This is a genomic window from Amycolatopsis orientalis DSM 40040 = KCTC 9412 (genome assembly GCF_000478275.1).
Classification (GTDB): Bacteria; Actinomycetota; Actinomycetes; order Mycobacteriales; family Pseudonocardiaceae; genus Amycolatopsis; species Amycolatopsis orientalis.
This window is the reverse complement of the sequence record NZ_ASJB01000046.1, coordinates 15,939-41,787: the sequence shown is the minus strand read 5'-3', so window position 1 is coordinate 41,787 and position 25,849 is coordinate 15,939. Positions and strand designations below refer to the sequence as shown.

The 25,849-nt window shown below is 69.5% G+C and carries 23 protein-coding genes and 1 pseudogene; 11 read left to right on the top strand and 13 right to left on the bottom strand.

Annotated elements, in window-relative coordinates; all coding sequences use genetic code 11:
• Positions 1-20: 20 nt before the first annotated feature.
• Positions 21-1,214: a lipid-transfer protein gene (locus L324_RS15165; RefSeq protein WP_201769658.1), complete on the bottom strand. Its 1,194-nt coding sequence runs from the start codon at positions 1,212-1,214 to the stop codon at positions 21-23.
• A 181-nt stretch (positions 1,215-1,395) separates the two neighbouring features.
• Between L324_RS15165 and L324_RS15160 the strand changes: the two genes are divergently transcribed.
• The gene (locus L324_RS15160) at positions 1,396-2,346 is read left to right on the top strand and encodes a hypothetical protein (protein ID WP_235783539.1); all 951 of its coding nucleotides are present in this window, start codon (positions 1,396-1,398) and stop codon (positions 2,344-2,346) included.
• Positions 2,347-2,355: 9 nt separating this feature from the next.
• On the top strand, positions 2,356-3,063 hold the full coding sequence (locus L324_RS15155; protein WP_037307727.1) for an RraA family protein: 708 nt from the start codon (positions 2,356-2,358) through the stop codon (positions 3,061-3,063).
• Between the two features lie 199 nt (positions 3,064-3,262).
• Here the strand turns inward: L324_RS15155 and L324_RS15150 are convergent, their stop codons facing one another.
• Entirely contained in the window at positions 3,263-4,078 is an 816-nt protein-coding gene (locus tag L324_RS15150) for a ThuA domain-containing protein (RefSeq protein WP_037308084.1), read from the bottom strand.
• Positions 4,079-4,212: 134 nt separating this feature from the next.
• Between L324_RS15150 and L324_RS15145 the strand changes: the two genes are divergently transcribed.
• The gene (locus L324_RS15145) at positions 4,213-5,097 is read left to right on the top strand and encodes a LysR family transcriptional regulator (protein WP_037307725.1); all 885 of its coding nucleotides are present in this window, start codon (positions 4,213-4,215) and stop codon (positions 5,095-5,097) included.
• Positions 5,098-5,174: 77 nt separating this feature from the next.
• Here L324_RS15145 and L324_RS15140 read toward each other — a convergent pair whose 3' ends face one another.
• A complete protein-coding gene (locus tag L324_RS15140) occupies positions 5,175-5,969 on the bottom strand; it encodes a DsbA family protein (protein WP_037307724.1) in 795 nt (264 codons plus the stop codon).
• Positions 5,970-5,971: 2 nt separating this feature from the next.
• The gene (locus L324_RS15135) at positions 5,972-6,460 is read right to left on the bottom strand and encodes a MauE/DoxX family redox-associated membrane protein (protein WP_037307723.1); all 489 of its coding nucleotides are present in this window, start codon (positions 6,458-6,460) and stop codon (positions 5,972-5,974) included.
• 91 nt (positions 6,461-6,551) lie between these two features.
• On the opposite strand from L324_RS15135, the gene L324_RS15130 reads away from it, so the two are divergent.
• Both L324_RS15130 and hrpB read left to right on the top strand, forming a co-directional pair.
• Positions 6,552-7,382, top strand: coding sequence for a glutamate ABC transporter substrate-binding protein (locus tag L324_RS15130; protein WP_037307722.1), 831 nt, complete (start codon positions 6,552-6,554; stop codon positions 7,380-7,382).
• A complete protein-coding gene (hrpB, locus tag L324_RS15125) occupies positions 7,379-9,766 on the top strand; it encodes an ATP-dependent helicase HrpB (RefSeq protein ID WP_037307720.1) in 2,388 nt (795 codons plus the stop codon). The genes L324_RS15130 and hrpB overlap by 4 nt, the downstream gene beginning before the upstream one ends.
• Before the next feature lie 4 nt (positions 9,767-9,770).
• On the opposite strand, the gene L324_RS15120 is transcribed toward hrpB, so the two are convergent.
• The gene (locus L324_RS15120; RefSeq protein ID WP_037307717.1) at positions 9,771-10,559 is read right to left on the bottom strand and encodes an ion transporter; all 789 of its coding nucleotides are present in this window, start codon (positions 10,557-10,559) and stop codon (positions 9,771-9,773) included.
• A 135-nt stretch (positions 10,560-10,694) separates the two neighbouring features.
• Between L324_RS15120 and L324_RS15115 the strand changes: the two genes are divergently transcribed.
• Genes L324_RS15115 through L324_RS15105 form a run of 3 tightly spaced genes read left to right on the top strand, consistent with a single transcriptional unit; the run spans position 10,695 to position 13,386 of the window.
• Positions 10,695-11,612 (top strand): ABC transporter ATP-binding protein, encoded by a 918-nt coding sequence (locus tag L324_RS15115; RefSeq protein ID WP_037307714.1) that lies wholly within the window; start codon positions 10,695-10,697, stop codon positions 11,610-11,612.
• Positions 11,609-12,643, top strand: coding sequence for an alpha/beta hydrolase family protein (locus L324_RS15110; RefSeq protein ID WP_037307698.1), 1,035 nt, complete (start codon positions 11,609-11,611; stop codon positions 12,641-12,643). Before L324_RS15115 ends, L324_RS15110 begins: the two co-directional genes overlap by 4 nt.
• Positions 12,640-13,386, top strand: coding sequence for an ABC transporter integral membrane protein (locus L324_RS15105; RefSeq protein WP_037307697.1), 747 nt, complete (start codon positions 12,640-12,642; stop codon positions 13,384-13,386). The genes L324_RS15110 and L324_RS15105 overlap by 4 nt, the downstream gene beginning before the upstream one ends.
• A gap of 293 nt (positions 13,387-13,679) precedes the next feature.
• On the opposite strand, the gene L324_RS15100 is transcribed toward L324_RS15105, so the two are convergent.
• A complete protein-coding gene (locus L324_RS15100) occupies positions 13,680-14,225 on the bottom strand; it encodes a TetR/AcrR family transcriptional regulator (RefSeq protein ID WP_037307695.1) in 546 nt (181 codons plus the stop codon).
• Positions 14,226-14,268: 43 nt separating this feature from the next.
• On the opposite strand from L324_RS15100, the pseudogene L324_RS15095 reads away from it, so the two are divergent.
• A pseudogene (locus L324_RS15095) lies at positions 14,269-15,389 on the top strand (FAD-dependent monooxygenase).
• On the opposite strand, the gene L324_RS15090 reads toward L324_RS15095, so the two are convergent.
• Together L324_RS15090 and L324_RS15085 are read right to left on the bottom strand one after the other, a co-directional pair.
• A complete protein-coding gene (locus L324_RS15090) occupies positions 15,334-16,008 on the bottom strand; it encodes a response regulator transcription factor (RefSeq protein ID WP_037307694.1) in 675 nt (224 codons plus the stop codon). The pseudogene L324_RS15095 and the gene L324_RS15090 overlap by 56 nt on opposite strands.
• Positions 15,983-17,563, bottom strand: coding sequence for a sensor histidine kinase (locus L324_RS15085; RefSeq protein WP_051173911.1), 1,581 nt, complete (start codon positions 17,561-17,563; stop codon positions 15,983-15,985). Before L324_RS15085 ends, L324_RS15090 begins: the two co-directional genes overlap by 26 nt.
• A gap of 149 nt (positions 17,564-17,712) precedes the next feature.
• On the opposite strand from L324_RS15085, the gene L324_RS15080 reads away from it, so the two are divergent.
• Positions 17,713-17,922 carry a hypothetical protein gene (locus tag L324_RS15080; RefSeq protein WP_037307692.1) on the top strand — a complete coding sequence of 70 codons (210 nt, stop codon included), beginning with the start codon at positions 17,713-17,715 and terminating at the stop codon, positions 17,920-17,922.
• Positions 17,919-18,677 carry a hypothetical protein gene (locus L324_RS15075; protein WP_037307690.1) on the top strand — a complete coding sequence of 253 codons (759 nt, stop codon included), beginning with the start codon at positions 17,919-17,921 and terminating at the stop codon, positions 18,675-18,677. The genes L324_RS15080 and L324_RS15075 overlap by 4 nt, the downstream gene beginning before the upstream one ends.
• Positions 18,678-18,704: 27 nt before the next feature.
• Here the strand turns inward: L324_RS15075 and hutI are convergent, their stop codons facing one another.
• Genes hutI through hutH form a run of 5 tightly spaced genes read right to left on the bottom strand, consistent with a single transcriptional unit; the run spans position 18,705 to position 25,536 of the window.
• Positions 18,705-19,871 carry an imidazolonepropionase gene (gene hutI, locus L324_RS15070; RefSeq protein WP_037307687.1) on the bottom strand — a complete coding sequence of 389 codons (1,167 nt, stop codon included), beginning with the start codon at positions 19,869-19,871 and terminating at the stop codon, positions 18,705-18,707.
• Positions 19,859-21,163 (bottom strand): formimidoylglutamate deiminase, encoded by a 1,305-nt coding sequence (locus L324_RS15065; RefSeq protein WP_037307685.1) that lies wholly within the window; start codon positions 21,161-21,163, stop codon positions 19,859-19,861. Before L324_RS15065 ends, hutI begins: the two co-directional genes overlap by 13 nt.
• On the bottom strand, positions 21,160-22,356 hold the full coding sequence (locus L324_RS15060) for an allantoate amidohydrolase (RefSeq protein WP_037307683.1): 1,197 nt from the start codon (positions 22,354-22,356) through the stop codon (positions 21,160-21,162). The genes L324_RS15065 and L324_RS15060 overlap by 4 nt, the downstream gene beginning before the upstream one ends.
• Positions 22,353-24,005 carry a urocanate hydratase gene (gene hutU, locus L324_RS15055; RefSeq protein ID WP_037307681.1) on the bottom strand — a complete coding sequence of 551 codons (1,653 nt, stop codon included), beginning with the start codon at positions 24,003-24,005 and terminating at the stop codon, positions 22,353-22,355. The genes L324_RS15060 and hutU overlap by 4 nt, the downstream gene beginning before the upstream one ends.
• 4 nt (positions 24,006-24,009) lie before the next feature.
• Positions 24,010-25,536, bottom strand: a complete 1,527-nt coding sequence (gene hutH, locus L324_RS15050) for a histidine ammonia-lyase (protein WP_037307679.1) — start codon at positions 25,534-25,536, stop codon at positions 24,010-24,012.
• Positions 25,537-25,849: the final 313 nt, after the last annotated feature.

Here is a 25,849-nt window from a genome sequence, read left to right as displayed (position 1 = left end):
GGTTATTCCTTTCGGTGGGATCAGCGCTCGGCGCGCTGGTAGGCGGTGACGACGGCGGCGCCGCCGAGTCCGATGTTGTGCTGCAGCGCGGCTTCGACGCCGTCGACCTGCCGCTTGTCCGCGGTTCCGCGAAGCTGCCAGGTCAGTTCGGCGCATTGCGCGAGACCGGTGGCGCCGAGCGGATGTCCCTTGGAGATCAGCCCGCCGGACGGGTTGACGACCCATTTGCCGCCGTAGGTGGTGTCCCCGGAATCGACGAGTTTCCCGGCTTCCCCTTCGGCGCAGAGTCCCAGCGCTTCGTAGAGCAGGAGTTCGTTGGCGGAGAAGCAGTCGTGCAGCTCGATGACCTGGAAGTCGCCCGGCCCGAGTCCCGCCTGGTCGTAGACCTGGCGCGCGGCCTGGACGTTCATGTCGTAGCCGATGATGTTCTTCGCGGTGCCGTCGAACGTGCTCGCGAAGTCGGTGGTCATCGCCTGCCCGACGATCTCGACCGCCTGCCTCGCGAGCCCGTGCGAGTCCACAAAGGACTCGCTGGCCAGGATCGCGGCGCCCGAACCGTCCGAGGTCGGCGAGCACTGGAGCTTGGTGAGCGGGTCGTAGATCATCCGCGAGTCGAGGATGTCCTGCAGCGAATAGCTTTCCTGGAACTGGGCGTACGGGTTGTTCACCGAGTGCCGGTGGTTCTTCTCGCCGATCTTGGCGAAGTGCTCGGCGGTCGTGCCGTAGGTCTTCATATGCTCGCGGCCCGCCGCGCCGAACATCCACGGCGCCGGTGGGAAGAGCACCTCGGAGATCTCCGCGAGCGCCTGGAGATGCCTGCCCATCGGCTGCTCGCGGTCGTCGTAGGTCGAGCCGAGCGATCCCGGCTGCATCTTCTCGAAGCCGAGCGCGAGCACGCAGTCCGCGCGACCGCCCCGGATCGCCTCCGCGGCGAGATAGAGCGCTGTCGAGCCGGTCGAGCAGTTGTTGTTGACGTTGACCACCGGGATCCCGGTCATGCCCAGCTCGTAGACCGCGCGCTGCCCCGACGTCGACTCGCCGTAGACGTAGCCGACGTAGGCCTGCCGCACCTCGTCGAAGGAGATCCCGGCGTCGGCGAGCGCCTTGGTCCCCGACTCCTTGGCCATCTGCGGGTAGTCCCAGTCCTCGCGGCGCCCGGGCTTCTCGAATTTCGTCATGCCCACGCCGACGACGTACACCTTGTTGGCCACCACGACGCTCCTTGTCGTTGCCGGGTCGCTGCTGAGACTGAAGATACAGACAGGTTTGTATTTATCAACCCCTTACATACATTCCTGCACGGATGTTACTTGCCGCTCGGTGAGTGTCAGATGACGCAGACGCCCGGCTCGGAACCCCGTTAAACAGGGCTTTCACGACTTACAGGGGGTTTCGATGAAGCGTACGAGCATGGTGATGGCCGTCACCGTCGCCACCGGACTGTTGTCGGCGGGCACCGCGTCGGCGACCGGATGGACGATGAGCTATCTGCCGATCCCGCCCGGCAGCGGACTGGCGCGGGTGGTCGCCACGGACGGCGCCGGGCACTACGCGGGGCACTCCGACGGGAAGCTGATCACCTGGGCCGACGGGACCTTCGCGGACCACGGCATCCCGGCGGGGTACGAATCGGTCGAAACCGTGGACGAGAACACGGCGGGGTCGGTACTCGTCAACGCCAGGTCGTACCCCGCCCAGAGCCGCCACGCGTTCGTCTTCGAGAACGGCGGCTTCCAGCCCCTCGGGAAGGTTTCGGGCTACTCCAACACCCAAGGCCTCGGCGTCAACAACCGCGGCGACGTCGTCGGGACCGTGTTCAACGATATTCGCAACGGCTCCATCGCGGCGTTGTGGCCGTCCGGCGACCGCGCGCATCCGGTACTGCTGAACGTCCGGTCGCTGCTCAGTCCCGTCGACATCGACCACGACGGCACCGTCCTGCTGAACGAGCAGTTCGGCGGCGCCTGGCTCTGGAAGGACGGCGTGCTGCGGCAACTCGTCCTCCCCAACGGGGTCTTCGAAGCACGCGGGATCGCGATCCGCGACGGGCGGATACTGGCCTCGACGCCGATGGGCGATCGGCTGTGGACGGCGTTCGACACCTCCGAAGAAGTGCCGAGCACCATGAACACCATGGCGCTCAACGGTTCCGGACTGGTCACTGGGTGGATCTCAGCACCCGATCTGCCCAAGACGGCCGTGGTGTGGTCGCCGGGCAACCCGATCACGAGGCTTCCGGCGCCGTCCGAGGCGTACGGCGTCGCCGTGGGCGACAACGGCGAGATCGCCGGGGCGTTGCAAGGCGGCGGTCACGACAACACTCCCGTGGTGTGGCGCCGTGGCTAAAGTCGGGGCATGGATCCCGAAGAGCTTCGACAGCGCTTCTCCCAGCTGACCACCGCGCATCTGACCGACGGCTGCGTCCGCGCCCGCGTCCCGGTCCGCTGCGCCCCCGCCGGCACGCACACCGTCGTGCCGGGCGGCCGCGTCGCCGGGCGGGTCACCCCCGCCCGGCACGTCGGCAGCGTCGACGTCTTCCTGGAAGCGTACGAACGGGCGAACCCCGGCGACGTCCTCGTCGTCGACAACGGCGGCAGGCTCGACGAAAGCTGCGTCGGGGACCTCGCGGTCCTGGAAGCGCAGGCGGCCGGGCTGAGCGGCGTGGTGATCTGGGGGCTGCACCGCGACACCGCCGACATCAGGAAGATCGGTCTGCCGGTGTTCAGCCTCGGTTCGATCCCGACCGGCCCGCTCTCGGTCTCGGCCCGCCCGGACGGCGCGCTGGAGTCCGCCGTCGTCGGCGAGTGGACGGTGAGCCGGGACGATCTCGTGTTCGGCGACGAGGACGGCGTGCTGTTCGTCCCGGCCGACCGGGCGGACGAGGTACTGGATCTGGCGGAGGGCATCCGCGACACCGAGCGGCGTCAGGCCGACCGGATCCGCACCGGAGAGTCCCTTCGCGAACAGGTGCGCTTCGCCGACTTCCTCGCTGAGCGCGCGAAGTCGCCCTCGCTGACGTTTCGCGAGCACCTGCGTGCGGTGGGCGGCGCCATCGAGGAGTAGCAAGGGACCTTTGCTATCGCCCGGCCGCCTGACCAGGGAAAACGAGTGTGGAGGATTTGGGACGTTGAACGTCCCGAATCCTCCACACTCGGACCCCGCTGACCAGCAACTCGCCGGGGACGATCAGCGTCTCAAAGCATGGCGCTCGCGACCCTCTCGCAGCAGAAGCCCAGACACACCACGTCTGCCTTGAGCCTCACTAAGCGGTCTTCGCACCACCGAGCCACAGCAGGCCGTCGATGACGAAGCGGTTCTGCACCTCACTCGCGAACGTCGACGACAACGGCTGGTTCGTCTCGTAGTTCATCTTGTTGTGGCCGAAGTTGGCGTACAGCATCTTGTACTTGGTGCTGGTCCAGAGGATCGGGTAGTACCCGCTGTACCAGGACTGGTTCGGGTCGGTGCCCAGCGGGAAGCTCACCGGGTCCACCGACGCGAGGATCCGGATGTCCGGGTTCTTCCGCAGATCGTTGTTCCAGGCGTACCACTCGCTCACCGACGAGGTGAACGTCGCGGGCAGCCGCGTGGTCGACGGATGCGGCCGGTTCTCCACGCGCAACGTCGACGTCGTCGGGCTCCACGTGTTCGACTTGAACGCACCCGTGCCGAGGAGCCTGTTGTGGTACCAGTCCCATGTGGACGGATTGGTGGTGAACGCCGCCACGTGGAAGCCGAAGAACGCGCCACCCGCCCGCATGTAGCGCTCGAAACCCGCGCGTTGCGCCGAGGTCTGCGGCAGATCGTCCAGGAACAGCACCACCTGGTACTGCGAGGGTTGCAGCGAGTTCAGCTGGTTCCAGTCCTTGGTCGCGGTGTAAGCGAAGTTGTTCTGTGAAGCGATTTTCGGGAACCACTCTTGGGCTTCCTTGACGAAGCTGATGTGCGCCGCGTCGTAGGTGCCGTTGTAGAAGGCCAGTACTTTGAACGCGGGCGCGGCCTGCGCCGGAACAGGCGCCATGGCCAGCGCGAGACATGAGGCGAACAGCAGAGCGAGCTGGAGCACGAACTTCTTCATCTTGCCCACCACCCAAGCCGGAAGTGTAAGTTCAAGGCTTGAATTAACGCATGACGGTGAGCATGTGGTCTAGACCTGCGAAGAAAGACGGTTACCGGTGACCGGCACGGCCCCCGATCGATAACCTGAACATTATGGAACTGCGGGACATCGAGATCTTCCTGACGCTGGCCGACGAGCTGCATTTCGGCCGCACCGCGGACAGGCTGCACATCTCACAGGCCCGCGTGAGTCAGACGATCAAGCAGGTGGAGCGCCGGATCGGCGCGCCGTTGTTCGCCCGCACCAGCAGGCGGGTCCAGCTCACGCCGATCGGAAAGCGGCTCCGGGACGACCTCGGACCCGCCTACCGCGCGCTGCACGAAGGCATCGAACGCGCGGTCGCGGCCGGGCGCGGCGTCGGCGGGGTGCTCCGGCTGGGCTTCGAGGCGCCCGGCGTCGCCGATCTGGTCGAAGACCTGCTGGACAGCTTCCGGCAGCGCTACCCGGATACGGAACTGCTCATCCGGGAGGCCGATTTCGCCGACCCGTTCGCGATGCTGCGCTCGGGTGAGATCGACGTCCTGGTGACCCTGCTCCCGGCCGACGAAGCCGATCTCGCGACCGGACCGGCCGTGTACGCCGAACCGATGGTGCTCGCGGTCTCGTCGAAACATCCGTTCGCGCGACGGGAATCCGTGACGCTGGACGACCTCGCGCGGGACACCGTCCTCCGCGCGGCACATCCGCCGGAGCCGTATTGGGTCGAGGAGCCGAGACAGTGGCTGACGCCTGCCGGGCATCCGGTGACGCGGGGAAAGCCGTTCACGACTTTCCAGGAACTGCTCGCGGGGATCGCCACCGGCGCCGGGATCTGCCCGCTCGCCGCGCACGCGCGGGAGTACTTCAGCCATCCCCGGATCCGCTTCGTGCCCTTCGTGGATTCACCCGACGTCGAGTGGGGCCTCGTCTGGCCGCACTCCGCCGAGACGGCCCGCGTACAGGCCTTCGCGCACCTCGCCTCCGCTTCGCGCCCCTGAAACCCCCGCATTTCGTCCTCTGGATGCGGTCCTTGCACGCGCAACTAACGCATCCAGAGGACGAAATGCGACGGGGGTCAGGCGACGACCTTCTGCACCCAGCCCTCCTCGAGCTTCACGACCTGGCCGTTCGCGGTGACGGTCGGCGTGCCGAAGCCGGGGCCGTTGCCGAAGTCCTGCTGCAGCGACGGATCCTTGGAGATCTTCGCGTAGGCGTCCTTGACCTGCTGCTCGTAGGCACCGGTGTTGACCGCGATCGCGAACGCCGGGTCGGTGATGCCGACGTCGGCGCCGAGCTTGATCAGCTGCGCCTTGTCGAATCCGCGCGCGCCCTCCTGCGGCTGATCCTTGAACAGCGCGTCGTGGAAGGCGAGGAACTTGCCCGCGTCGGCCGCGGCCAGCGAGGCGTTGGCGGAGTCCAGCGAGTAGCCCGGCGGGTCGGAACGCTGGTTGAGCATCGGCAGCATGTGATAGCGGACCTGCAGGACGCCGTTGTTCACCTGCTCCTGGATCTGCCCCTTGAACGACTCCTCGAACTGCTTGCAGACCGGGCACAGGAAGTCGGCGTAGATGTCGATGGTCTTCTTCGCCTCGGGCTTGCCGACGACCACGACGGCCCCGTCACGCTTCTCGACGACACCGGGCGCGGACGTGGTCGTCTGTGCCTGGATCACCTTGCCCTCGGTGGTGTCCTTGCTGGACGTCGTCCACAGGACGCCACCGATCACCAGCGCGGCGAGCACGACCACGGCGACCGTGATCGCGACGACCTTCTTCTTGTCCCCGCCGGCCACACCCCTGGCCTGCGCGACCGAACGCGCCGCCGTCTGCTGCTGCTTGCGTTTCCGAGCGTTGCGCTCAGCTCCACCCACGATTATTCGTTCCCTTCAGCGATACCCACATAGTCGTCGTCGGCGGCACCGCGAGAGTTCCCGAGCCAGCCGTCCACGGACAGCCACGTCCGCGGCCGCACGATGAGCCAGACACCCAGTAACGCGAACCCGAGGTCCCTGGCGATCTCCTGCGGATATCGCGTCTGATCCGCGGCGATCTGACCGCCACCGCCGAAGCAGCCGCAATCGATGCTCAGCCCGCGCGCCCACGACTGGGCGATCGCGGCGATGAGCACCGCGAGCAGCAGCACCGACAGCACCGACACCCACCGGGTCACGAACCCGGCGAGCAGGAACAGGCCGAGCGCCAGTTCGGCGAGCGGCATCGCGATCGCGACCGGGCGGACGAACCCGTCCGGCAGGACATCGAACGCCTGCACCGCGATGTAGGTCTGCCCCGGATCGCTGATCTTCAGCGCTCCGGAAATCAACCAGACGGCGGCCAGTCCGAGCCGGGCGAGCGTGCCCACGGCGTCGAGTACGACTTGGGGCGGTCTACGCACGGGCCTAGGCTAGCCGTCGACCCTGAGAACAATGTGAGGCGGCGGACGGAGGCACCCGATGAGGGGACGCGCCCTGCTGGCGGCCTGTTTGATGCTGGTCACAACGGCGGCGGCCTGCGGCGACGAGACCGCCCCGGCGGATTCGCTCGTCGCGCGCGCCGTCGGGTCCAACAAACTCACCATCGGAATCCGCTTCGACCAGCCGGGACTCTCCAAACGCACGATCGACGGCCGGTACGTCGGTTTCGACGTCGACGTGGCGAAGTACGTCGCGAGCGAACTCGGCGTCGACGAGGATCACATCACCTGGCACGACAGCAAGCCGTCGACGCGCGAGACGGACATAACATCCGGGATCACGGATCTGATGGTGGCGACCTACTCGATCACCGAGAAACGCAAACAGATGGTCGCGTTCGCCGGGCCCTATTTCGATACCGGCCAGGATCTGCTGGTGCGCCTCCGGTCGACCGACATCACCGGCCCGGAGAACCTCAACGGCCGCAAGCTGTGCGCCGTGGGCGGCACCACCTCGGCCGAGCAGGTGCGGGACAAGTTCGCCCAGGCCGTCCAGCTCGTCGAATACCCGCGCTATCAGGACTGCGTCACAGCACTGCTCGCGGGACAGGTCGACGCGGTGACCACCGACGACGTCATCCTTGCCGGGTACGTCGCGCAGAACCCGGAGCTGCTGAGGGTCGTCGGCAAGCGGTTCTCCCAGGAGAAATACGGTGTCGGCCTGCGCAAAGGCGACAACGAGGGGCGGGCGGCGGTGGCCAGGGCCATCCAGAAGATGATCTCGTCGGGTGACTGGCTCGCCTCGCTGAACCGCAACATCGGCCCGTCCGGCTACCGGATCCCGCCCCCGCCGCAGGTCACCGAGCAGTGACCCTTCCCGACCTGCCGGTTCGGGCCGTCCTGCCCGAACTCCAAGCCGCCCTCGACGCACACGGCACGGCGGTGCTCGTCGCGCCTCCGGGAACCGGCAAGACCACCTTGGTGCCGCTCGCCCTGGACAACGGCGAAGGCCGGGTGATCGTCGCCGAACCGAGGCGGCTGGCCGCGCGGGCCGCCGCCGCGCGGATGGCGTCCCTGCTGGGCGAACGGGTCGGCGAGACGGTCGGCTACGCGGTGCGCGGCGACCGGAAGGTGTCCTCTTCGACGCGGATCGAAGTGGTCACCTCCGGGCTGCTGGTCCGGCGCGTACAGGCCGATCCCGAACTGGCCGGGGTTTCGACCGTCCTGCTCGACGAATGCCACGAACGCCATCTCGACGCGGATCTGCTGCTCGCGCTGCTGCTGGACGTGCGCGCCGGGCTGCGGGACGACCTCCGCCTGCTCGCGACCTCCGCCACCGTGGCCGCCGGACGGCTGGCGGCCCTGCTCGGGGACGCGCCGGTGATCACCGCGCACGCGAGGACCTACCCGGTCGACGTCGCGTACTGCCCGCCTTCGCGAGGCGAGCGGATCGAGGCGACCGTCGTCCGCGCGATCCACAAAGCACTGTCCGAAGGAGACGGTGACGTGCTCGCGTTCCTGCCCGGCGCGGGTGAGATCGCCAGGGTGAGCGAGCGGCTCGGCGGTCTGGACGCCGACGTGCTGCCACTGCACGGGCGGCTTCCGGCGGCGAGCCAGGACGCCGCGCTGCGCCCGCGCGCCCGCCGCCGGGTCGTGCTCTCGACGTCGGTCGCCGAGTCCAGCCTGACCGTTCCCGGCGTACGCGCGGTGGTGGACTGCGGACTGTCCCGCGTGCCCCGTGTCGATCATCGGCGTGGCCTGCCGGGGCTGGCGACGGTCCGGGTTTCGGCGGCTGTCGCGGAACAGCGCGCCGGCCGGGCCGGCCGTGAGGCGCCGGGGCGCGCTTACCGTTGCTGGGCGGCGCATGAGCAGGGTTCCCTGCCCGCCTACCCCGAGCCCGAGATCCGGACGGCCGAACTGGCGCGGTTCGCCCTGGAACTCGCCTGCTGGTCCACTCCGGACGGTTCCGGCCTCGCCTGGTGGGATCCGCCCGGCGAAGGCGCGCTGGCTGCCGGTCGCGCGTTGCTGGTCACCCTCGGGGCGACCGCGGAAGACGGGACGGTGACCGAACGCGGCCGGAAGATGGCCGGGCTCGGGCTGCATCCCCGGCTGGCGCGGGCGTTGCTGGACGGCGCGGCGCGGACCAACGCGCGTTCGGCGGCCGAGGTCGTCGCCCTGCTCGACAGCGGCGGCACACTGACCGACCTCGAAGCCGAACTGCGGCGGGTACGGGGTGACGACCGCTGGAAGTCCGACGTGCGGCGGCTTTCCAAGCTGGTGCCCGACGGCGGCGGGGCGCCCGATCCCGCGCTGGTCGTCGCGCTGGCCCATCCCGAACGGCTCGCGCGGCGGCGTTCCGCGGGGACGCCGGTCTATCTGATGGCCGGTGGCACGGCGGCGGAACTGCCGCGCGGGAGCGGACTGGCCGACGTCGAATGGCTGGCGGTGGCCGAAGCGACCCGCGATCCCGGCCGCGCGCAGGGCGTCATCCGGCTGGCCGCGCCCGCCGACGAAGACCTGGCCGTCCGCGCGGCGCCGAATCTGGTCACGGCGGCGGACGAGGTGCACTGGTCCCACGGCGACGTCGTGGCACGTTCGGTGCGGCGGCTCGGAGCGATCGTGCTCTCGGAGAAACCGTTGCGCTCGCCCGCGCCGGACGCGATCCGCGCCGCGCTGCTGGAAGGTTTGCGCGCCGAAGGACTCGGCCTGCTGCGCTGGTCCGAGGACGGCCGACGGCTGCGTGAGCGTTTGTCCTTCCTCCATCGGGTGCTGGGTTCGCCTTGGCCCGCCGTCGATGACGCGACTCTGTTGTCCACTTTGGACTCTTGGCTGGATCTCGGCTCCGCGCGCCGCCGGTCGGATCTGGCTTCACTGGACGCGGGTGCCGCGCTACGGGGCCTGCTCCCGTGGCCCGAAGCGTCGCGTTTGGACGAACTGGCGCCGGATCGGCTGGAAGTGCCGTCCGGTTCTCGGATCCGGGTCGACTACTCGGGCGAGCAGCCGGTGCTGGCCGTGAAGCTGCAGGAAACCTTCGGCTGGCTCACGACACCGGAGCTGGCGGGCGTGCCCGTCGTCCTTCATCTGCTCTCGCCCGCCGGCCGCCCCGCCGCCGTCACCGCCGACCTGGAATCGTTCTGGCGCAACGGATACGCCGCCGTGCGCGCCGATCTCCGGGGGCGCTACCCGAAGCATCCCTGGCCGGAAGACCCGCTGAGCGCCGCTCCCACCCGGCGGACCAGCCGTCGCGGCTCCTGACCGGTCAGTCCATCATCTGGTGCTGCGGCCGGGTCGGCAGCCGCTCCGCCAGCTCCTCGTCGTCCAGCCGCTCGTTCAGCCCCAGCTGCACCGCGCTCCGGATCTGCTCCCGGTTCTCCCGCACGACATGCGCGAAGAACTCGTCGGTCCGCGGATCCGTCAGCACTTCGAGGATCACGCGCATCGCGGTGTCGATGACCGAGCGCACCACCTCGTCGTGGAACGGCAGGCGGGAAAGCCGTCCCGCCTGCGGGTCGTTCTTGAGCTTCTCGGCGATGATCCCCCGCAGCAACGTCTGGTTCTCCCCCAGCGAACGCGCGAGGTTCTGCGGATAGTTGCCGGTTTCCAGCACCTTGACGACCTCGTCGAGCACCGCGATCGTGATCGGCTTCTTGATCGCCAGCACGATCGGCCGGGACAACCGTTCGACCAGCCGCTGCGTGAACCGCTCCCCGAACGCGCGATCCGCCGTGCGGGCGAGCCGGACCAGCACCACGATGATCCGCAGCAGCCGGAATCCGCGCAGCGCCGGATGCGCGATGGGGATCATGCCGAGGATCTCGTACCAGTTCCGCAGCGGGAACCTTTTGTCCCAGCGGTGACGCCGCCACCGCCACAGGAATTCCAGCGCGAACAGCCCGCACACCGTCGTGTCGATGACGAAGACGGTGTGCGCCGTCTCGTCCGAATGCGGGAAGAACGTCACGTAGACGAGCAACCCGACGGAGAACACGGCGAGTACGAGCATCACCAGGTCGAGCGGATTCACGCGCCGTTGTTCGCGGGTGGTCATGGCGCAGATTCTGCCTTTCCGCGACGACTCGCGCCGAACGGCACCTGCCGAAAGTAAGGGGTGGCCGATGACTTCGGGGTAATGCCCCGCCGGGTCCCCGCGCCGGAAACTTGCCCCATACGAAGGAGGACGCGGATGATCACGCTTCGAGGACTAACGAAGCGCTATGGCGAGAAGACGGTCGTCGACGGGCTGACCTTCGCTGTCGAGCCGGGCAAGGTGACCGGCTTCCTCGGGCCCAACGGCGCGGGCAAGTCGACGACCATGCGGATGACGCTCGACCTCGACGCGCCGAGCGACGGCGAGGTCCGCATCGACGGCAAGCGGTACACGGACCTGCGGTCCCCGCTGCGCGAGGTCGGGGCGCTGCTGGAGGCCAAGGCACTGCACCCCGGCCGGAGCGCGGGCAAACATCTCCTGGCGATGGCGCGCAGCAACGGGATCCCGGCGAGCCGGGTGGACGAGGTACTGGCGACGGTCGGCCTCACCGATGTCGCGGGCAAACGAGCGGGGACGTTCTCGCTCGGCATGGGCCAGCGGCTCGGCATCGCCGGCGCGTTGCTGGGCGACCCGGGCGTGCTGATGTTCGACGAGCCGGTGAACGGCCTCGACCCCGACGGCGTCCGCTGGGTGCGGCAGCTGATGCGTTCGCTCGCCGAGGAGGGCCGCACGGTGTTCGTGTCGAGCCACCTGATGAGCGAAATGCAGCTGACCGCGGACCGCCTCGTCGTCATCGGCAAGGGAAAGCTGCTCGCCGACGCCCCGGTCGACGAGTTCATCGCGGGCAATTCGCGTTCTTCGGTCGCGGTGCGGGTGCCGGTCCTCGCCGAACTGCGCGCACTCGACCAGCGGCTGCGCGCGCTCGGCGCGAGCACGGAAGCCGAGGAGGGCGAACTGATCGTGCACGACCTGACCGTCGCCCGGGTCGGCGACGTGGTGCACGAACTCGGGATCCGCGTACACGGGCTGACCGAACGGACCGCGTCGCTGGAACAGGCCTACATGGAACTGACCGCGTCGTCGGTCGAATACGGAACGGGAGTCGCGGCATGAAATCACTCGTGGTCCTGGTGGCGGTGATCGCCGGCCTGCTGGGGGTGCCTGCGGCCGCATCCGCCTCGCCGGAGCTGTCGCTGCCCTCGCCGGGTGGCCCGTTCCCGATCGGGATGCGCACGCTGCACCTCACCGATCAGCGGCGAGCCGACCCCTGGGTGCCGGAGAAGCGGCGTGAGCTGATGGTCAACGTCTGGTACCCGGCCGCCCCGGTCGGGCGCGCGCCGCTGTACATGACGCGGGCGGAGTCGGCGGCGGCGATCGCGGGGCGGAAGCTCGATCTCCCGCCCGACACGCTGAGCAAGGTGCGGGTCCATTCCCGGGAGAACGCGCCTTCCCTGCCAGGACGACGTCCGCTGGTCCTGCTCTCGCCGGGTGCGGGCAACAACCGGATCACCCTGACCGCGGTGGCCGAACGTCTCGCCGCACGGGGATTCGTGGTCGCCGGGATCGACCACGCCTACGAAGCCTGGGAAACGGAGTTCCCCGACGGCCTGCGCCAATGTGTCCCTTGTGGACTTCCCGGCCAGCCCTGGCCGGGAGCCATCGAAAACCGCGCCGCCGACACGTCGTTCGTCCTCGACACCCTCCTGAACGACCGTCGCTGGTCCATCGATCCGACGAAAATCGGCATGGCGGGTCACTCGGCCGGGGGTGCGGCGACGGCCGCGTCGATGGTCGCCGACCGGCGGATCAGGGCGGGCGTGAACGTCGACGGCCCGTTCTACGGCACCGTCTCGCTCGACCGGCCGTTGCTGCTGCTGGCCAGCCCGATCGGCGAGACGAACTTCGGGACGAGCTGGGACGAGACCTGGCCGCGGCTCACCGGGCCGAAGGAGCGGTACCTGCTCGAGAACAGCGGGCACTCTTCGGTGACCGACGCCGCGATCCTGGTGGACCAGCTGGGCCTGCGGTCCTCGATGCCCGCCGACCTCGTCCGCAACCAGTACGGCTCGATCGATTCCCGGGTGGCGCTGGACTTCTTCCGTGACCGGCTGACCGCCTTCTTCAAGCAGTGGAGTGCACGATGAACGCGATCTCTTCGGAGTGGACCAAGTTCTGGTCGGTCCGCTCGACCTGGTGGTGCCTCGCCGCCGGGCTGGCGCTGATGCTCGCCTACTCGACGGCGCTGGGTTTCGCCCTGCGCGACGGCAGCGACCGCCCGATGGCCCCGCACGCCGTCGTGGTCGGCGCGGCGTTCTATCTCTCGCAGTTCGCGGTGGTGGCGCTGGCGACGCTGTTCGTCACGAGCGAGTACGCCAGCGGCAGCATCCGCTCGACCCTGCAGTGGGTCCCGGTGCGCAACCGCGTCCTCGCGGCGAAGTCGGCCGTGCTGCTGCCGGTGCTGTTCGGCTACGGCGTCCTGAACACACTCGCCGGGGTGGCCGTTTCCGCGCCGCTGATCCCGGCGCCGGACTCGTCGGTGGGGGCCGTGCTCGCGACCGCCGCGGGCATGGGCGGATACTTCGCGCTGCTGGGGCTGCTCTGCCTCGGGCTCGGGACGGCGCTGCGCAGCACCGCGGGGACGATCGTGTCGGTGTTCGTGCTGCTGGTGATGATCCCGATGTTCGCCGGATCGCTCGGCTGGGAAGACCTCGTGAACTACTTCCCCGGCTTCGCGGGCGTCAACGCGATGGTCACCTCAGGCGAGCCGAACCCCATCTTCGGCGGCGTCGCGCCCTACGCGCCTTGGGTCGGCATCGCGCTCTGTACGGCTTGGGCTGTGGCCGGTCTCGCGGCCGGGTCCACCGTGCTCCGCCGGCGCGACGCCTGAAAGGGGAGCAAGGGACCTTTGCTATCGCCTGTCCCAGCGTTGAGGCAGGCGATAGCAAAGGTCCCTTGCTCTCTTTCCGCAGGTCGGCGCTGTGGCTGTGTGGATTTCGCTTCGTCTGACGCAGCAAAATCCACACAGTCCGTATCCATCGCTACGGGGCGTAGGGGGTGTGTGGATATAGGGACACTCAACGTCCCTATATCCACACACCCCCCGGCGACAGCAAAGGTCCCCCGCTCCCTTCCTCGCCATAACCGCAGGTCAGAGCCCCAGGCGATAGCAAAGGTCCCTTGCTACCCCGCCACCCCGAGCCCCGCCAGCACCTCCCGCGCGTCCCGCGTCAGCTCAGCGAGGTCCGGCGGCCGCAGCGAGCCGGTCCCGGCCAGCGCGTCGAAGATCGTCCCGTCGAGCCACCCAATGAGCACCCGCGCGTGCCGCTCCGGCTCCGCCGACCCGCGGCCGTCCAGCACCTCGGCACACCTCCGCCGGATCATCAGCCCCCCGCGGTCGTAAGCCTCACGCAACTCCGGCCGCCGCGTCGCCTCCAGCGCGAACTCGTACCGCGCGAGCATCCGCGTCCGCCCCCGCGTGATCGCCGCGTACGCGAACCCCGCCAGGTATTCGGCCAGCTCCCCGGGCGGCGGGTCGAGGGTGACGTCGTCGAGTTCGACCATCCGCGAGATCGCCAGCTCCAGCAGCGCCCCCCGCGTCCGCGCGTAATACGAGGTCGAACCCGGTGGCAGCCCGGCGAACCGGTCGACCGCGCGATGCGTCAGCCCGCGCATCCCCTCGGCCGCGATCACCTCGATGGCCGCGTCTCCGATCATCGCCTTTCGCACTCTACAAGTGTAGTAGTACTCTACAGATGTAGAGGAGGTCGACATGCGCAAAGCGATCGTGGTCGGCGGAGGAATCGGCGGGCTCAGCGCCGCCATCGGACTGCACGGCATCGGCTGGGAGGTCACAGTCCTGGAACAAGCGCCGGAACTCACCGCCGTGGGCGCGGGCATCTCCCTGTGGCCGAACGCCCTGCGCTCGCTCGAAGCGCTGGGCGTCCACCTCGACAAGCTCCAGGAACAGTCGTCCGGCGGCCTCCACGACCGGAACGGCCGCCGCATCACCCGATGGGACGCCGACGCCTTCCGCCGTCACCACGGCCGCCCGCTCGCCGCCATCCACCGCGCCGACCTCATCGAGGCACTCCTCGACGCCCTGCCCGCCGGATGCGTCCGCACCGGCACCGCGGTCACCGGCCTCGCCGATCTCGACGCGGACGTGGTCGTCGCGGCCGACGGAATCCACAGTGGACTCCGGAAACAACTGTGGCCACGGCATCCCGAACCGGTCTACAGCGGCAGCACGGCGTTCCGCGCGGTGACCACCCTCCCTCACTCCACAGAACTCAGCACAAGCTGGGACGACGGCGCCGAGATCGGCGTCATCCCGTTGCACGACGGCCGGGTCTACTGGTGGGCGAGCTACGTCGCCGAAGCGGGGATCCGGCACGCGACCCGAAAGCCTATCTGCGGAACCGCTTCGGCGGCTGGCACGAACCCATCCCCGATCTCATCGGCGCCACCCCGCCCGAGGCGCTGCTCCACCACGACCTCTACCTGCTCGGCACTCCCCTGCCGTCCTACGTGCGGGGCCGCGTCGCGCTCCTCGGCGACGCGGCGCACGCGATGCCGCCGTTCCTCGGCCAAGGCGGCTGCCAGGCGATCGAAGACGCCGTCGTCCTCGCCGCCGCGCTCAGTACCACCGACGACGTCGACGCAGGCCTGAAGAATTACGACGAGCAGCGCCGTCCGCGCAGCCAGTCGGTCGTCAAATCCTCGGTCCAGGCCGGGAAAATCGGGCCACAGCTGCGTAACCCGCTCGCCGTCGCCGTCCGCAACGGAGTGTTCCGCCTGCTCCCCGGAGCGCTCACCGCCCGCATCGGCGCCGGCGTCAGCGGCTGGACCCCTCCCGTCCTTCGCCGACCAGCCCCGCCTCGTACGCGGTGATCGCGGCCTGCACCCGGTTCCGCGCGCCGAGCCGGTTGAGGATCGTGCTCACGTAGGCCTTCACCGTGCCCTCGACCACGAACAGCTTGCCCGCGATGTCCGCATTGGACAGTCCGGACCCGAGCAGCGCCAGCACTTCCTGTTCCCGCGGGGTCAGCTTGCCGATCAGCGCCTTCGCCTCTTCGGCGCGGGTCACCCGATTGCCGGAGAAGCGGGCGATGACGCGCTGCGCGACCTTCGGCGAGAGGAACGCCGCCCCGCCCGCGACCGCGTGGATCCCGGACAGCAGTTCGCGCGGATCCCCGGATTTCAGCAGGAAGCCGCTCGCACCGAGGGCCAGCGCGCGCTCGATGTAGGCGTCTTCGCCGAACGTGGTCAGCATGATCACGCCGATGTCGGGCAGCAGCCGCCGGATCTCCTCGGCGGCCTTGAGCCCGTCCATGACCGGCATCCGGATGTCGAGCAGGACGACGTCCGGCCTGGTCGCGCGGGCCTGCTCGACGGCGGCGCGGCCGTCCTCGGCCTCCGCGACCACCTCGATTCCGGCGTCCGCGGCCAGGATCGCCGACACCCCGGCGCGGATCATCGCCTCGTCATCGGCCAGCACCACCCGGATCATCCGGGTTCCCCCTTTGCTCGTCTTCGGTGATCACGTCCTTCGCCACCAGTTTCCCGTCGGCGAAGCACAGCCGGTATGCCTCGTAGTTCAAGTTGAACACGGTGCGCTCGGTGCCGTAGTACTCGCATACCGCACCCTTGGGCACCGGCGGCTCCAGCACCCGCGGTCGCGCGATCCGCTGATCGCCCGGCAGGAGGGGCGCGATCTCCGCTCGTGTCTGGCCGACCTGGATCCGGTCGTAGCTCCCGCTCGCGAGAACGGAGCCGTACCACTGGACGAGGAAAACCGCCCCGCTGATCCCGACGACCACGCCGAAGAGCCCGATCGGCACCACGATCGCCTGGATCAGGCTGCGCCGGACGTCACGGCGGGCTCGTTCCAGCTCCCTCGCCGACGTCGACTGCCCCACTTCGGCGTCCATCGCCGCCTGGCTCTCCGGCGATTCCGCCGAGGGTGCCGCGTCGTGCGGCAGGGTCGCGGCGACCTCGAACCCGCCACCGCTCGGTCCCGCCCGCAGTGTCCCGCCGACCAGCCGGACCCGTTCACGCAGCCCGATCAGGCCACGGCGGCCCGACGACCGGCCGGGCAACGGTCCCGCGGGCGGCGCCGCGTTGGCGACCACGACGTCCGTGCGCCCCTCGGACCGCGTGACCCGGACGGTGACGGCGGCGCCCGGCGCGTGTTTGACGACGTTGGTCAACGACTCCTGGACCACGCGGTAGGCCGCGCGGTCGACCATCCGCGGCTCATCGTCGCCGGGATCATCCACGGAGGACTCGATCAGGACACCGGATGCCCTGGCCCGGTCGAGCAGCTCTTCGACGCTCTCGTCCACCGGCTCGGTCGGGGCGTCGTCCTCCCGCAGCACGCCGATGATCTCGCGCAGCCGTTCGGTGGCGATCGCGGCGCTCTGCCGCAGCTCCCCCGCGGCCTGCCGCTGCCGCTCGTCGAGGCCGCCCGCGACCTCCAAGGCCGCCGCGCGCACGGCGATGAGACTCAGCTCGTGCCCCAGCGAATCGTGCATGTCGCTGGCGATCCGGGTGCGTTCACGCAGGCGGGCGCGGTCGGCGACGAGGCGCTGACGGCTCTCCATCTCCTCCGCGCGGCGCCAGCCGTCGCGCGCCATGTCCTCACGCCGTCGGATGTAGCGGCCCAGCAGCCACGGCGTCACCGACGCGAAGACCAGGACCCCGAGCAGGGCGCCCCACGCCGAGAAGCCGTCCTTGCTCCACAGCAGCGCCACCGGGACCGCGACCACCGAGACGGCGGCGAAAACGATCAGCATCGGCTTCGCGACCGGTTGCCGATAGCCGGCGAGGTAGCTCACCGCGACCAGGAGGAAGCCTTCCCAGATCGGGACCCGCCCGCCGAAGCTGCCCAGGATGACGAAACTGGCGACCATCGCGATGGCGAGCGAGACCACCGGATAACGACGCCACAGCACGACCGCGACCGTGACCGCGGTCAGCCCGAGGATCAGTTCCCAGCGCTTCGGGTTGTTCCCCGCGTCGATGAGCACGAACCCGCAGAGGCCGAGCCACAGCGCGACGTCCATGACCACCCGCCGGCCGCGCCGCGTGGGCTCCTCACCGTCCTTCACCAACGGGACGCTACAAGCCGTGACGGGCGGTCCGCCATGGACGAAAGTAAAGGTCCCCCGCTTCCTCCGCCCCTCGGCGCCCCGATGAGGCATGATGATCGACCATGGCCGAGCGCACACTCTCCGGTCAGCTAGGCGGTCCTGTCCCGGCAGGCATCGAAGCGCTGGCCGACGACGAGAAACAGGACCTCTCCGACGCGGTGCGCGACGCGCGCCACCGCCAGGCCAAGGCGTTGGCCGAAGCGGGCGAAGAGGGCCTGAAGTATGTACCCGCCCTTCTGCGTGGCACCGTCCGCAAGGTGGTGGGCCTGTGACCACCGAAAACTTCGCTTCGCAGGCGGAGATCCTCAAACTCGCGCGCGTCCTCGGAACCACCCCCGAGCGGCTCGCCTACCTGGAAAACGTGGACGCCGCCGAACTCCAGGCGTTCCGTGAGCAAGTCACGGACACGCTGTTCGACGCCAACCTCGCCGTCCTCGAGCGGATGGCGATGGCGAGCAAGCTGGTCCCGGGGCCGATCCTCGCGAAGATCGCCGAGAAGGTCTTCGGCCCGCTTCTGTGCGCCCGGATCGCCGGGCTGGTGGACGTCTCCCGGGGCGTCGACGTAGCGAAACGGCTGCACCCGCGGTTCCTGGCCGATGTCGCGGCCGAACTTGACCCGCGGCGGGCGAGCGCGATCATCACCCGGATCCCGCTCGACACCGTCGTCGCGGTCGCCGGGGAACTGGTGCGCCGCGAGGACTGGATCACCGTCGGCCGGTTCGTCGGTCATCTGCCCGATCCGACGGTGCGGAAGGCCCTCGCCGTCATCGGCGACGAAGCGCTGATCCGGATCGCGTTCGTCCTCGACGACAAGGGCCGGATCGACCACGTCCTCGGCCTGCTGTCCGAGGAGCGGTTCCGGGTCCTCCTGCGGGTCGCGGCCGCCGCCGAGGACCTGTGGCCGCCGCTGCTCGACCTCCTCACCCACCTGAGTGAGAAGCGGATCGAGCAGTGGTCGCACCTGCTCGGCGAACTCCCGCCCGCACTGCGTGAGCGCGTCGAAGACACCCTCGACCAAGCCTCCTGATCCCGCCGGGGGAGCAAGGGACCTTTGCTATCGTTTTGAGCCGAAACCGCTGGTCAGAAGCTCCCCGCGCCGCCACACACCGACCGTCAGCGGCACCCCCGGCCGATACGCGAGGTGCGTGACCGAAGGCGCTTCCAGCACCTGAAGGTCCGCCCGCGCGCCAACCCGGATCACGCCGACGTCGTCGCGGCGCAGAGCACGAGCGCCGCCCGCCGTCGCCGACCAGACGGCCTCGTCGATGGTCATCCGCATCTGCAGCACCGCGGTCGTGACACAGAACGCCATCGACGTCGTGTACGAGCTGCCCGGGTTCGCGTTGCTGGCCAGCGCGACCGTCGCGCCCGCGTCCAGGAGCCGCCGCGCGGGCGCCAGCGGCTGCCGGGTCGACAGGTCGCAAGCCGGCAACAGGGTCGCGACGGTGTCCGAAGCGGCGAGAGCCTCGACGTCCGCTTCGCTCAGGTACGTGCAGTGGTCGACACTCGCCGCCCCCAGCTCGACGGCGAGCCGCACCCCGGGTCCCTCCCCCAACTGGTTCCCGTGCACTCGCAGTCCCAGGCCACGTTCCCGCGCCGCCTTCAGCACCCGCCCGGACTGCGCCTCGTCGAACGCGCCGGTCTCACAGAACACGTCCGCCCACCGCACGAGCGGCGCGACGGCGTCGAGCATGTCACCGCACACCAAGTCCACATAGGATTCGGCGTCGGCGCCGGGCGGCACCAGATGCGCGCCGAGGAAGGTGACCTCGTCGGCCACGCCTGCCGCGATCCGCGCCGAGCGCACCTCGTCTTCGACGTTGAGCCCGTACCCGGTCTTCGTCTCCAGACAGGTCGTGCCCTGCTTCGCCGCTTCGTCGACGTGCCGCCGCAGGTTCGCCGCCAGCTGCTCGTCGGAAGCCGACCGCGTCGCCTCGACGGTGACCGCGATGCCCCCGGCGCTGTACGCCTTCCCGGCCATCCGCGCCTCGAACTCGGCCGTCCGGTCCCCGGCGAAGACGAGGTGCGTATGGCTGTCCACCCAGCCGGGCAGCACCGCGCGGCCCTCGACGTCGATCCGCTCGTCCGCGTCGGGCGCGTCCGCCGCCGCACCGGCCCAGGCGATCTCCTCGCCTTCGATGACGACTGCGGCATCGCGAAGCTTGCCCAGTTCGGGGTCGTTCGTGGTGAGTTCGCCGATTCCCGTGATCAGGACTGCCACAATGCCTCGATCTCCTTGGCCAGGACCGTTTCCGGCCGGTCGATCAGCTGATGTACGCCCTCGCGGACGATCTCACGCCCGGCGACGACCACGTCCCGGACGTCCGCCCCGGAAGCGGCGAAGACCACCCCGGACGGCTCGATCCCCGCGGTCCGCACCGACCCGAGGCCCACCGTGACCAGGTCCGCACCCGCACCCGGGGCCAGCCTGCCGACCTCGTCCCAGCCGATCGCGCCGTGATCCGTCGCCGCCGCGAGCAGTTCGTCGGCGGTGAACCTGCCGCGCTGTTCGCTGGCGAGCCGCTCGTTCAGTTCCAGGGCCCTGGTCTCCTCGAACGCGTCGACGACCGCGTTGCTGTCGCTGCCGAGGGACAGCCGCACTCCCGCGTCCAGCAACGTCCGCGCCGGACCGATGCCGTCGCCGAGATCCCGCTCGGTCGTCGGGCAGAAACACGCGCGGCTCCCCGCCTCGCCGAGCCACTTGATGTCGCCCGGCGTCAGATGAGTCGCGTGCACCGCGGTGAGCCGCTCGCCGAGTACGCCGTTGTCCCAGAGCAGTCCCGTCGGAGTCCAGTGATAGGCCGCCATGCACTGCTCGTTCTCGGCGCGCTGCTCGGAAAGATGAATATGCAGCGGGCGATCTTCAGGCGTGCCGTTGTCCACTTCGGACAGTTGATCTTCGGGAACGGCGCGCACCGAATGGATCGCGCCACCCACCCGGAACGTCTCGTCCTCCCGCAGTTCGCCGGCTCGTTGTGCCCACTTCGTGGCCGTCCCATCGGAAAACCGCCACTGCACCTCGTCGGGTTCCACGCCGATGCCGCCCGAGAGATAGCACGTGTCGAGCAACGTCAGCCGGATCCCGGCGTCCCGGGCGGCCTGCCGCAGCGCCTCACCCATCGCGTTCGGCTCGGCATAAGGCTTTCCGCCCGGCGCGTGGTGCAGATAGTGGAACTCGCCGACGCTCGTGTACCCGGCCAGCACCATCTCCGCGTAGACCCCGCGGGCCAGGCGGTAATACGAGTCCGGATCCAGCCGGGACGCGAGCGAGTACATCCGCTCGCGCCACGTCCAGAAGGTCCCGCGGTCGTGGTGCGTCCTCCCGCGCAGCGCACGATGGAACGCGTGCGAATGCCCGTTCGCGAACCCCGGCAGCGTCAGTCCACTCAGGACGGTTCCACCGCGAGGCGCGTTCGCCGTCACGGACCTGATCGTTCCGCCGTCGACCTCGATCCGGACGGCGTCGGCGATCCCGTCCGGCAACCAGGCCCGTTCACACCAATATGTCGTCATGTCGACAGTTTCTCCAGGACTTCCGCGAGGGCACGGGCGCCATGGTCGACGTCCTCCGCCTCCGAGAACTCCTCCGGGGAATGACTGATGCCGGTGGGGTTACGCACGTAGAGCATCCCCGAGGGGACGAAACCGGCGAGGATCGCCGCGTCGTGCCCGGCGCCGGTCGGCAGCTCCGGCGGCCCGCCCAGCCAGGTGCCCAGATCGCGGCGCAGGGCGTCGTCGAAGACCACGTCGTCAGAGTACGACTCCCTGGTCACCTCGACCCGGCATCCTTCCTGACCCGCGGCTTCCTCGGCCAGCTTCACGATCTCCGCGACGAGCGCGGGCGTTTCGACACCCGGCACCCGCGCGTCCAGCCACAGGTCCACAGTGGACGCGATGACGTTGGTCCCGCCGGGCACCGGCACGAGCCGCCCGACCGTGGCCCTCGCGTCGGCGGTCGCCTTCGCCAGTTTCCGCACGGCGAGCACGGTTTCCGCGGCCGGGATCATCGGGTCACGCCGATCACCGATCAGCGTCGCACCGGCGTGGTTTCCCTGGCCCTGGAAGGAGAATCGCCACCGCCCGTGGGCGATCACCGTGTTGCCGACGGCGACCGGCGAACCGAGGTCGATCAGCCCGCGCCCCTGCTCGACGTGCAGTTCGAGGAACCGCCCGATGAGGCCGAGCCGCTCGGGATCGCGGCCGACCCGCTCGGGGTCGAGCCCGGATTTCGCCGCCGCTTCGGCGAACGTGACGCCGTCCGGGTCGCGCAGGCCACGCGCCTTGTCCGCGTCGATGGTGCCGGTCAGCAGCCGCGAGCCGAGGCACGGCACACCGAAACGGCCACCCTCCTCCTCGGCGAAAACCACGACGGCGAACGGCTTGGCGGGACGGAATCCCTTGGTCTGCAAGATCTCCACCGCGTCGAGCGCACTAGCGACGCCGAGCGGGCCGTCGAAGGCGCCGCCGCCGGGAACCGAATCGAGGTGGCTCCCGGTGACGACGGCGTCCGGGCCGGGGGTACCCCACCAGGCCCAGATGTTGCCGTTGCGATCGGTCTCGACGCCGAGTCCGAGTCGTCCCGCCCGCTCGACGAACCACGCGCGCAGTTCGGTTTCAGCCGCGTCGAAGGCGTGGCGCGAGTAGCCGCCCCGCTTCGGATCGCGGCCGACGTCCGCGATCTCCTCCAGCAGCGAGGACGCGGTCACTCGGCGTCCCGCATCGGCACCCGCACACCGCGCTCGTCGGCGACCTCGGCCGCGCGGTCGTATCCGGCGTCGACGTGCCGGATGACGCCCATGCCCGGGTCGTTGGTGAGCACGCGCTCGAGTTTCTGCGCCGCCAAAAGGGTTCCGTCCGCCACGCTGACCTGGCCGGCGTGGATGGAGCGGCCCATGCCGACGCCGCCGCCGTGGTGGATCGACACCCAGCTGGCGCCCGACGACGTGTTGACCAGCGCGTTCAGCAGCGGCCAGTCGGCGATCGCGTCGGAGCCGTCGGCCATGCCCTCGGTCTCGCGGTACGGCGACGCGACGCTGCCCGAGTCGAGGTGGTCGCGGCCGATGACGACCGGCGCCTTCAGTTCGCCGCTGGCCACCATCTCGTTGAACCGCAGACCGGCGAGGTGCCGCTCACCGTAGCCGAGCCAGCAGATCCGCGCCGGAAGCCCTTGGAAGGCGACGCGTTCGCCTGCCAACTTGATCCATCGGGCGAGGGATTCGTTCTCCGGGAACAGTTCCAGCATCGCGCGGTCGGTGGCCGCGATGTCCTCCGGGTCACCGGACAGCGCCGCCCAGCGGAACGGGCCGTTGCCTTCGCAGAACAGCGGGCGGATGTAGGCGGGCACGAAGCCGGGGAAATCGAAAGCGCGTTCGCAGCCGCCGAGCTTCGCCTCACCGCGCAGGGAGTTGCCGTAGTCGAAGACCTCGGCGCCCTTGTCGAGGAAGCCGAGCATCGCGTCGACGTGCTCCGCCATCGATTCGCGGGCGCGTTCGGTGAACTCGTCGGGCTTCTTGTCCGCGTAGTCCTGCCACTCGTCGACGGCGACACCCTTGGGCAGGTAGGAAAGCGGGTCGTGCGCGGAAGTCTGGTCGGTCACGATGTCGACCTCGACACCACGGCGCAGCAGTTCGGGCAACACCTCGGCGGCGTTGCCGACCACGCCGACGGACAGCGCGCGCTTTTCCTTCTTCGCGGCCTCCACCCGGCGGATGGCGTCGTCGAGGTCGTCGGCGACCTCGTCGAGGTAGCGGGTCTCGACGCGGCGGTGGGCGCGCTGCGGGTCGCATTCGATGACGAGCGCGACGCCGTCGTTCATCGTGACGGCCAGCGGTTGCGCGCCACCCATGCCGCCGAGCCCGGCGGTGACGGTGAGCGTGCCCTTGAGGCTGCCGCCGAACCGCTTCTTCGCGACGGCGGCGAAGGTTTCGTAGGTGCCCTGCAGGATTCCCTGTGTGCCGATGTAGATCCAGGACCCCGCGGTCATCTGGCCGTACATGGTCAGGCCCTGCGCCTCCAGACGGCGGAATTCCGGCCACGTCGCCCAGTCGCCGACGAGGTTGGAGTTCGCGATGAGCACCCGCGGCGCCCATTCGTGCGTGCGGAACACGCCGACCGGCTTGCCGGACTGGACGAGCAGGGTCTCGTCACCGTCCAAAGTGGTCAGTTCACGGGTGATCGCGTCGAAGCTGGCCCAGTTGCGGGCGGCCTTGCCGGTGCCGCCGTAGACGACCAGGTCCTCGGGCCGCTCGGCGACCTCGGGGTCGAGGTTGTTGTGGAACATCCGCAGCGCGGCTTCGGTCTGCCAGTTCTTCGCGGTGAGCGTGGTGCCTCGGGCGGCACGGACCGTGCGGGTCATGGGCTCAGACCTCCAGTTGGGCCGCGGCGAGGACGGCACCCGACGCGACGAGTTCTTCGGCGGCGGCGATCTCCGGCGCCAGATGACGGTCGGGGCCGGGACCCTCGACCTTGGTACGGACGAGATCCCGGACCCGGCCGGTGACCGGCGACGGGACCAGGGGCGCGCGCATGTCGAGTGCCCGCGCGGCGGTGAGCAGTTCGATGGCGAGGACGGTGTTGAGCCCTTCGACGGCCTTGCGCAGCTTGCGCGCGGCGGACCAGCCCATGGAGACGTGGTCCTCCTGCATGGCGCTGCTCGGGATCGAGTCGACCGACGCCGGCACCGCGAGGCGCTTAAGTTCGCTGACCACGGCCGCCTGCGTGTACTGGGCGATCATGTGGCCGGAGTCGACGCCGGGGTCGAACGCGAGGAACGGCGGCAGCCCGTGCGAACGGGCCTTGTCGAGCATGCGGTCGGTGCGACGCTCGGCGATGCTGGCGACGTCCGCGAGCGGGATGGCGAGGAAGTCGAGCACGTAGGCGACCGGCGCGCCGTGGAAGTTGCCGTTCGACTCGACGCGGCCGTCGGACAGCACGACCGGGTTGTCGACCGCGGAGTGCAGCTCACGCTCGGCGACGAGTTCGGCGTGCGTGAGACTGTCGCGTGCGCCTCCGTGCACCTGGGGTGCGCACCGGAGCGAGTAGGCGTCCTGGACACGATTGCAGTCCGGGCCGCGGTGGCTCTCGACGATCTTCGAGTCCTGAAGCGCGTTCCACATGCGCAGAGCACTCCGGGCTTGCCCTGGGTGCGGACGTAGGGCCTGGAGGTCGGCGGCGAACGCGCGATCAGTGCCGAGGAGCGCTTCGACGCTCATAGCCGCGGTGATGTCGGCGGTGTCGAGAAGCTTGCGCAGGTCGGCCGCGGCCAGCAGGAGCATGCCGAGCATGCCGTCGGTCCCGTTCGTGAGGGCGAGCCCCTCCTTCTCCGCGAGAACGACCGGCTCGATCCCAGCGTGCTTCAGCGCTACGCCGGCCGGGACGACTTCGCCGTTGTACTCGACTTCGCCCTCCCCCATCAGCGCGAGCGCGACAGCGGCCAGGGGCGCGAGGTCACCGGAGCAGCCGAGAGAGCCGTACTCGTGGACGAGCGGGGTGATCCCGGCGTTGAGCAGGGCCGCAAGCGCTTGCGCGGTCTGCGGGCGGATGCCGGTGTACCCGCTGGCGAGGGTGCGGAGACGCAGCAACATCAGCGCGCGCACGACCTCGGTTTCGACGGCTGGACCGGCGCCTGCCGCGTGCGAGCGGATCAGCGACCGCTGGAGCGCCGTACGGCTCTCGAGCGGGATGTGCCTGGTGGCGAGGGCCCCGAAGCCCGTCGAAACGCCGTACGTCGGCGTCCCGGCGTGGGCGAGGTTGTCGATGTGCTGACGCGTCGCGGCGAGGTTCTTCTCTGCCGCTTCGCTGACCGCGACGGGCGAGTGGTCACGGGCGACCGCGACGACCTGTTCGGGCCGAAGCGGTTCGGACCCCAGAAGTACGGTTTCCGGCATAGCCCCATTGGACAACGCCATGCCCGCTGGTGGGCGGCCCCAACCGGTGGTTGTGTCTGGTATCCAAGACACTGTGGAGAGAGCAGGGGACCTTTGCTATCGCGGGCGACGGCGGGACGGGGGTGTGTGGATATAGGGACGTTGAGTGTCCCTATATCCACACACCCTGTACGCCCCGTAGCGGTGGATACGGACCGTGTGGATTTTGTTGCGTTAGATGAAGCGAAATCCACACGGTCAAGGCGCCCACCTGCGGAAAGAGAGCAAGGGACCTTTGCTATCGCCTGCCTCAACGCGGGGACAGGCGATAGCA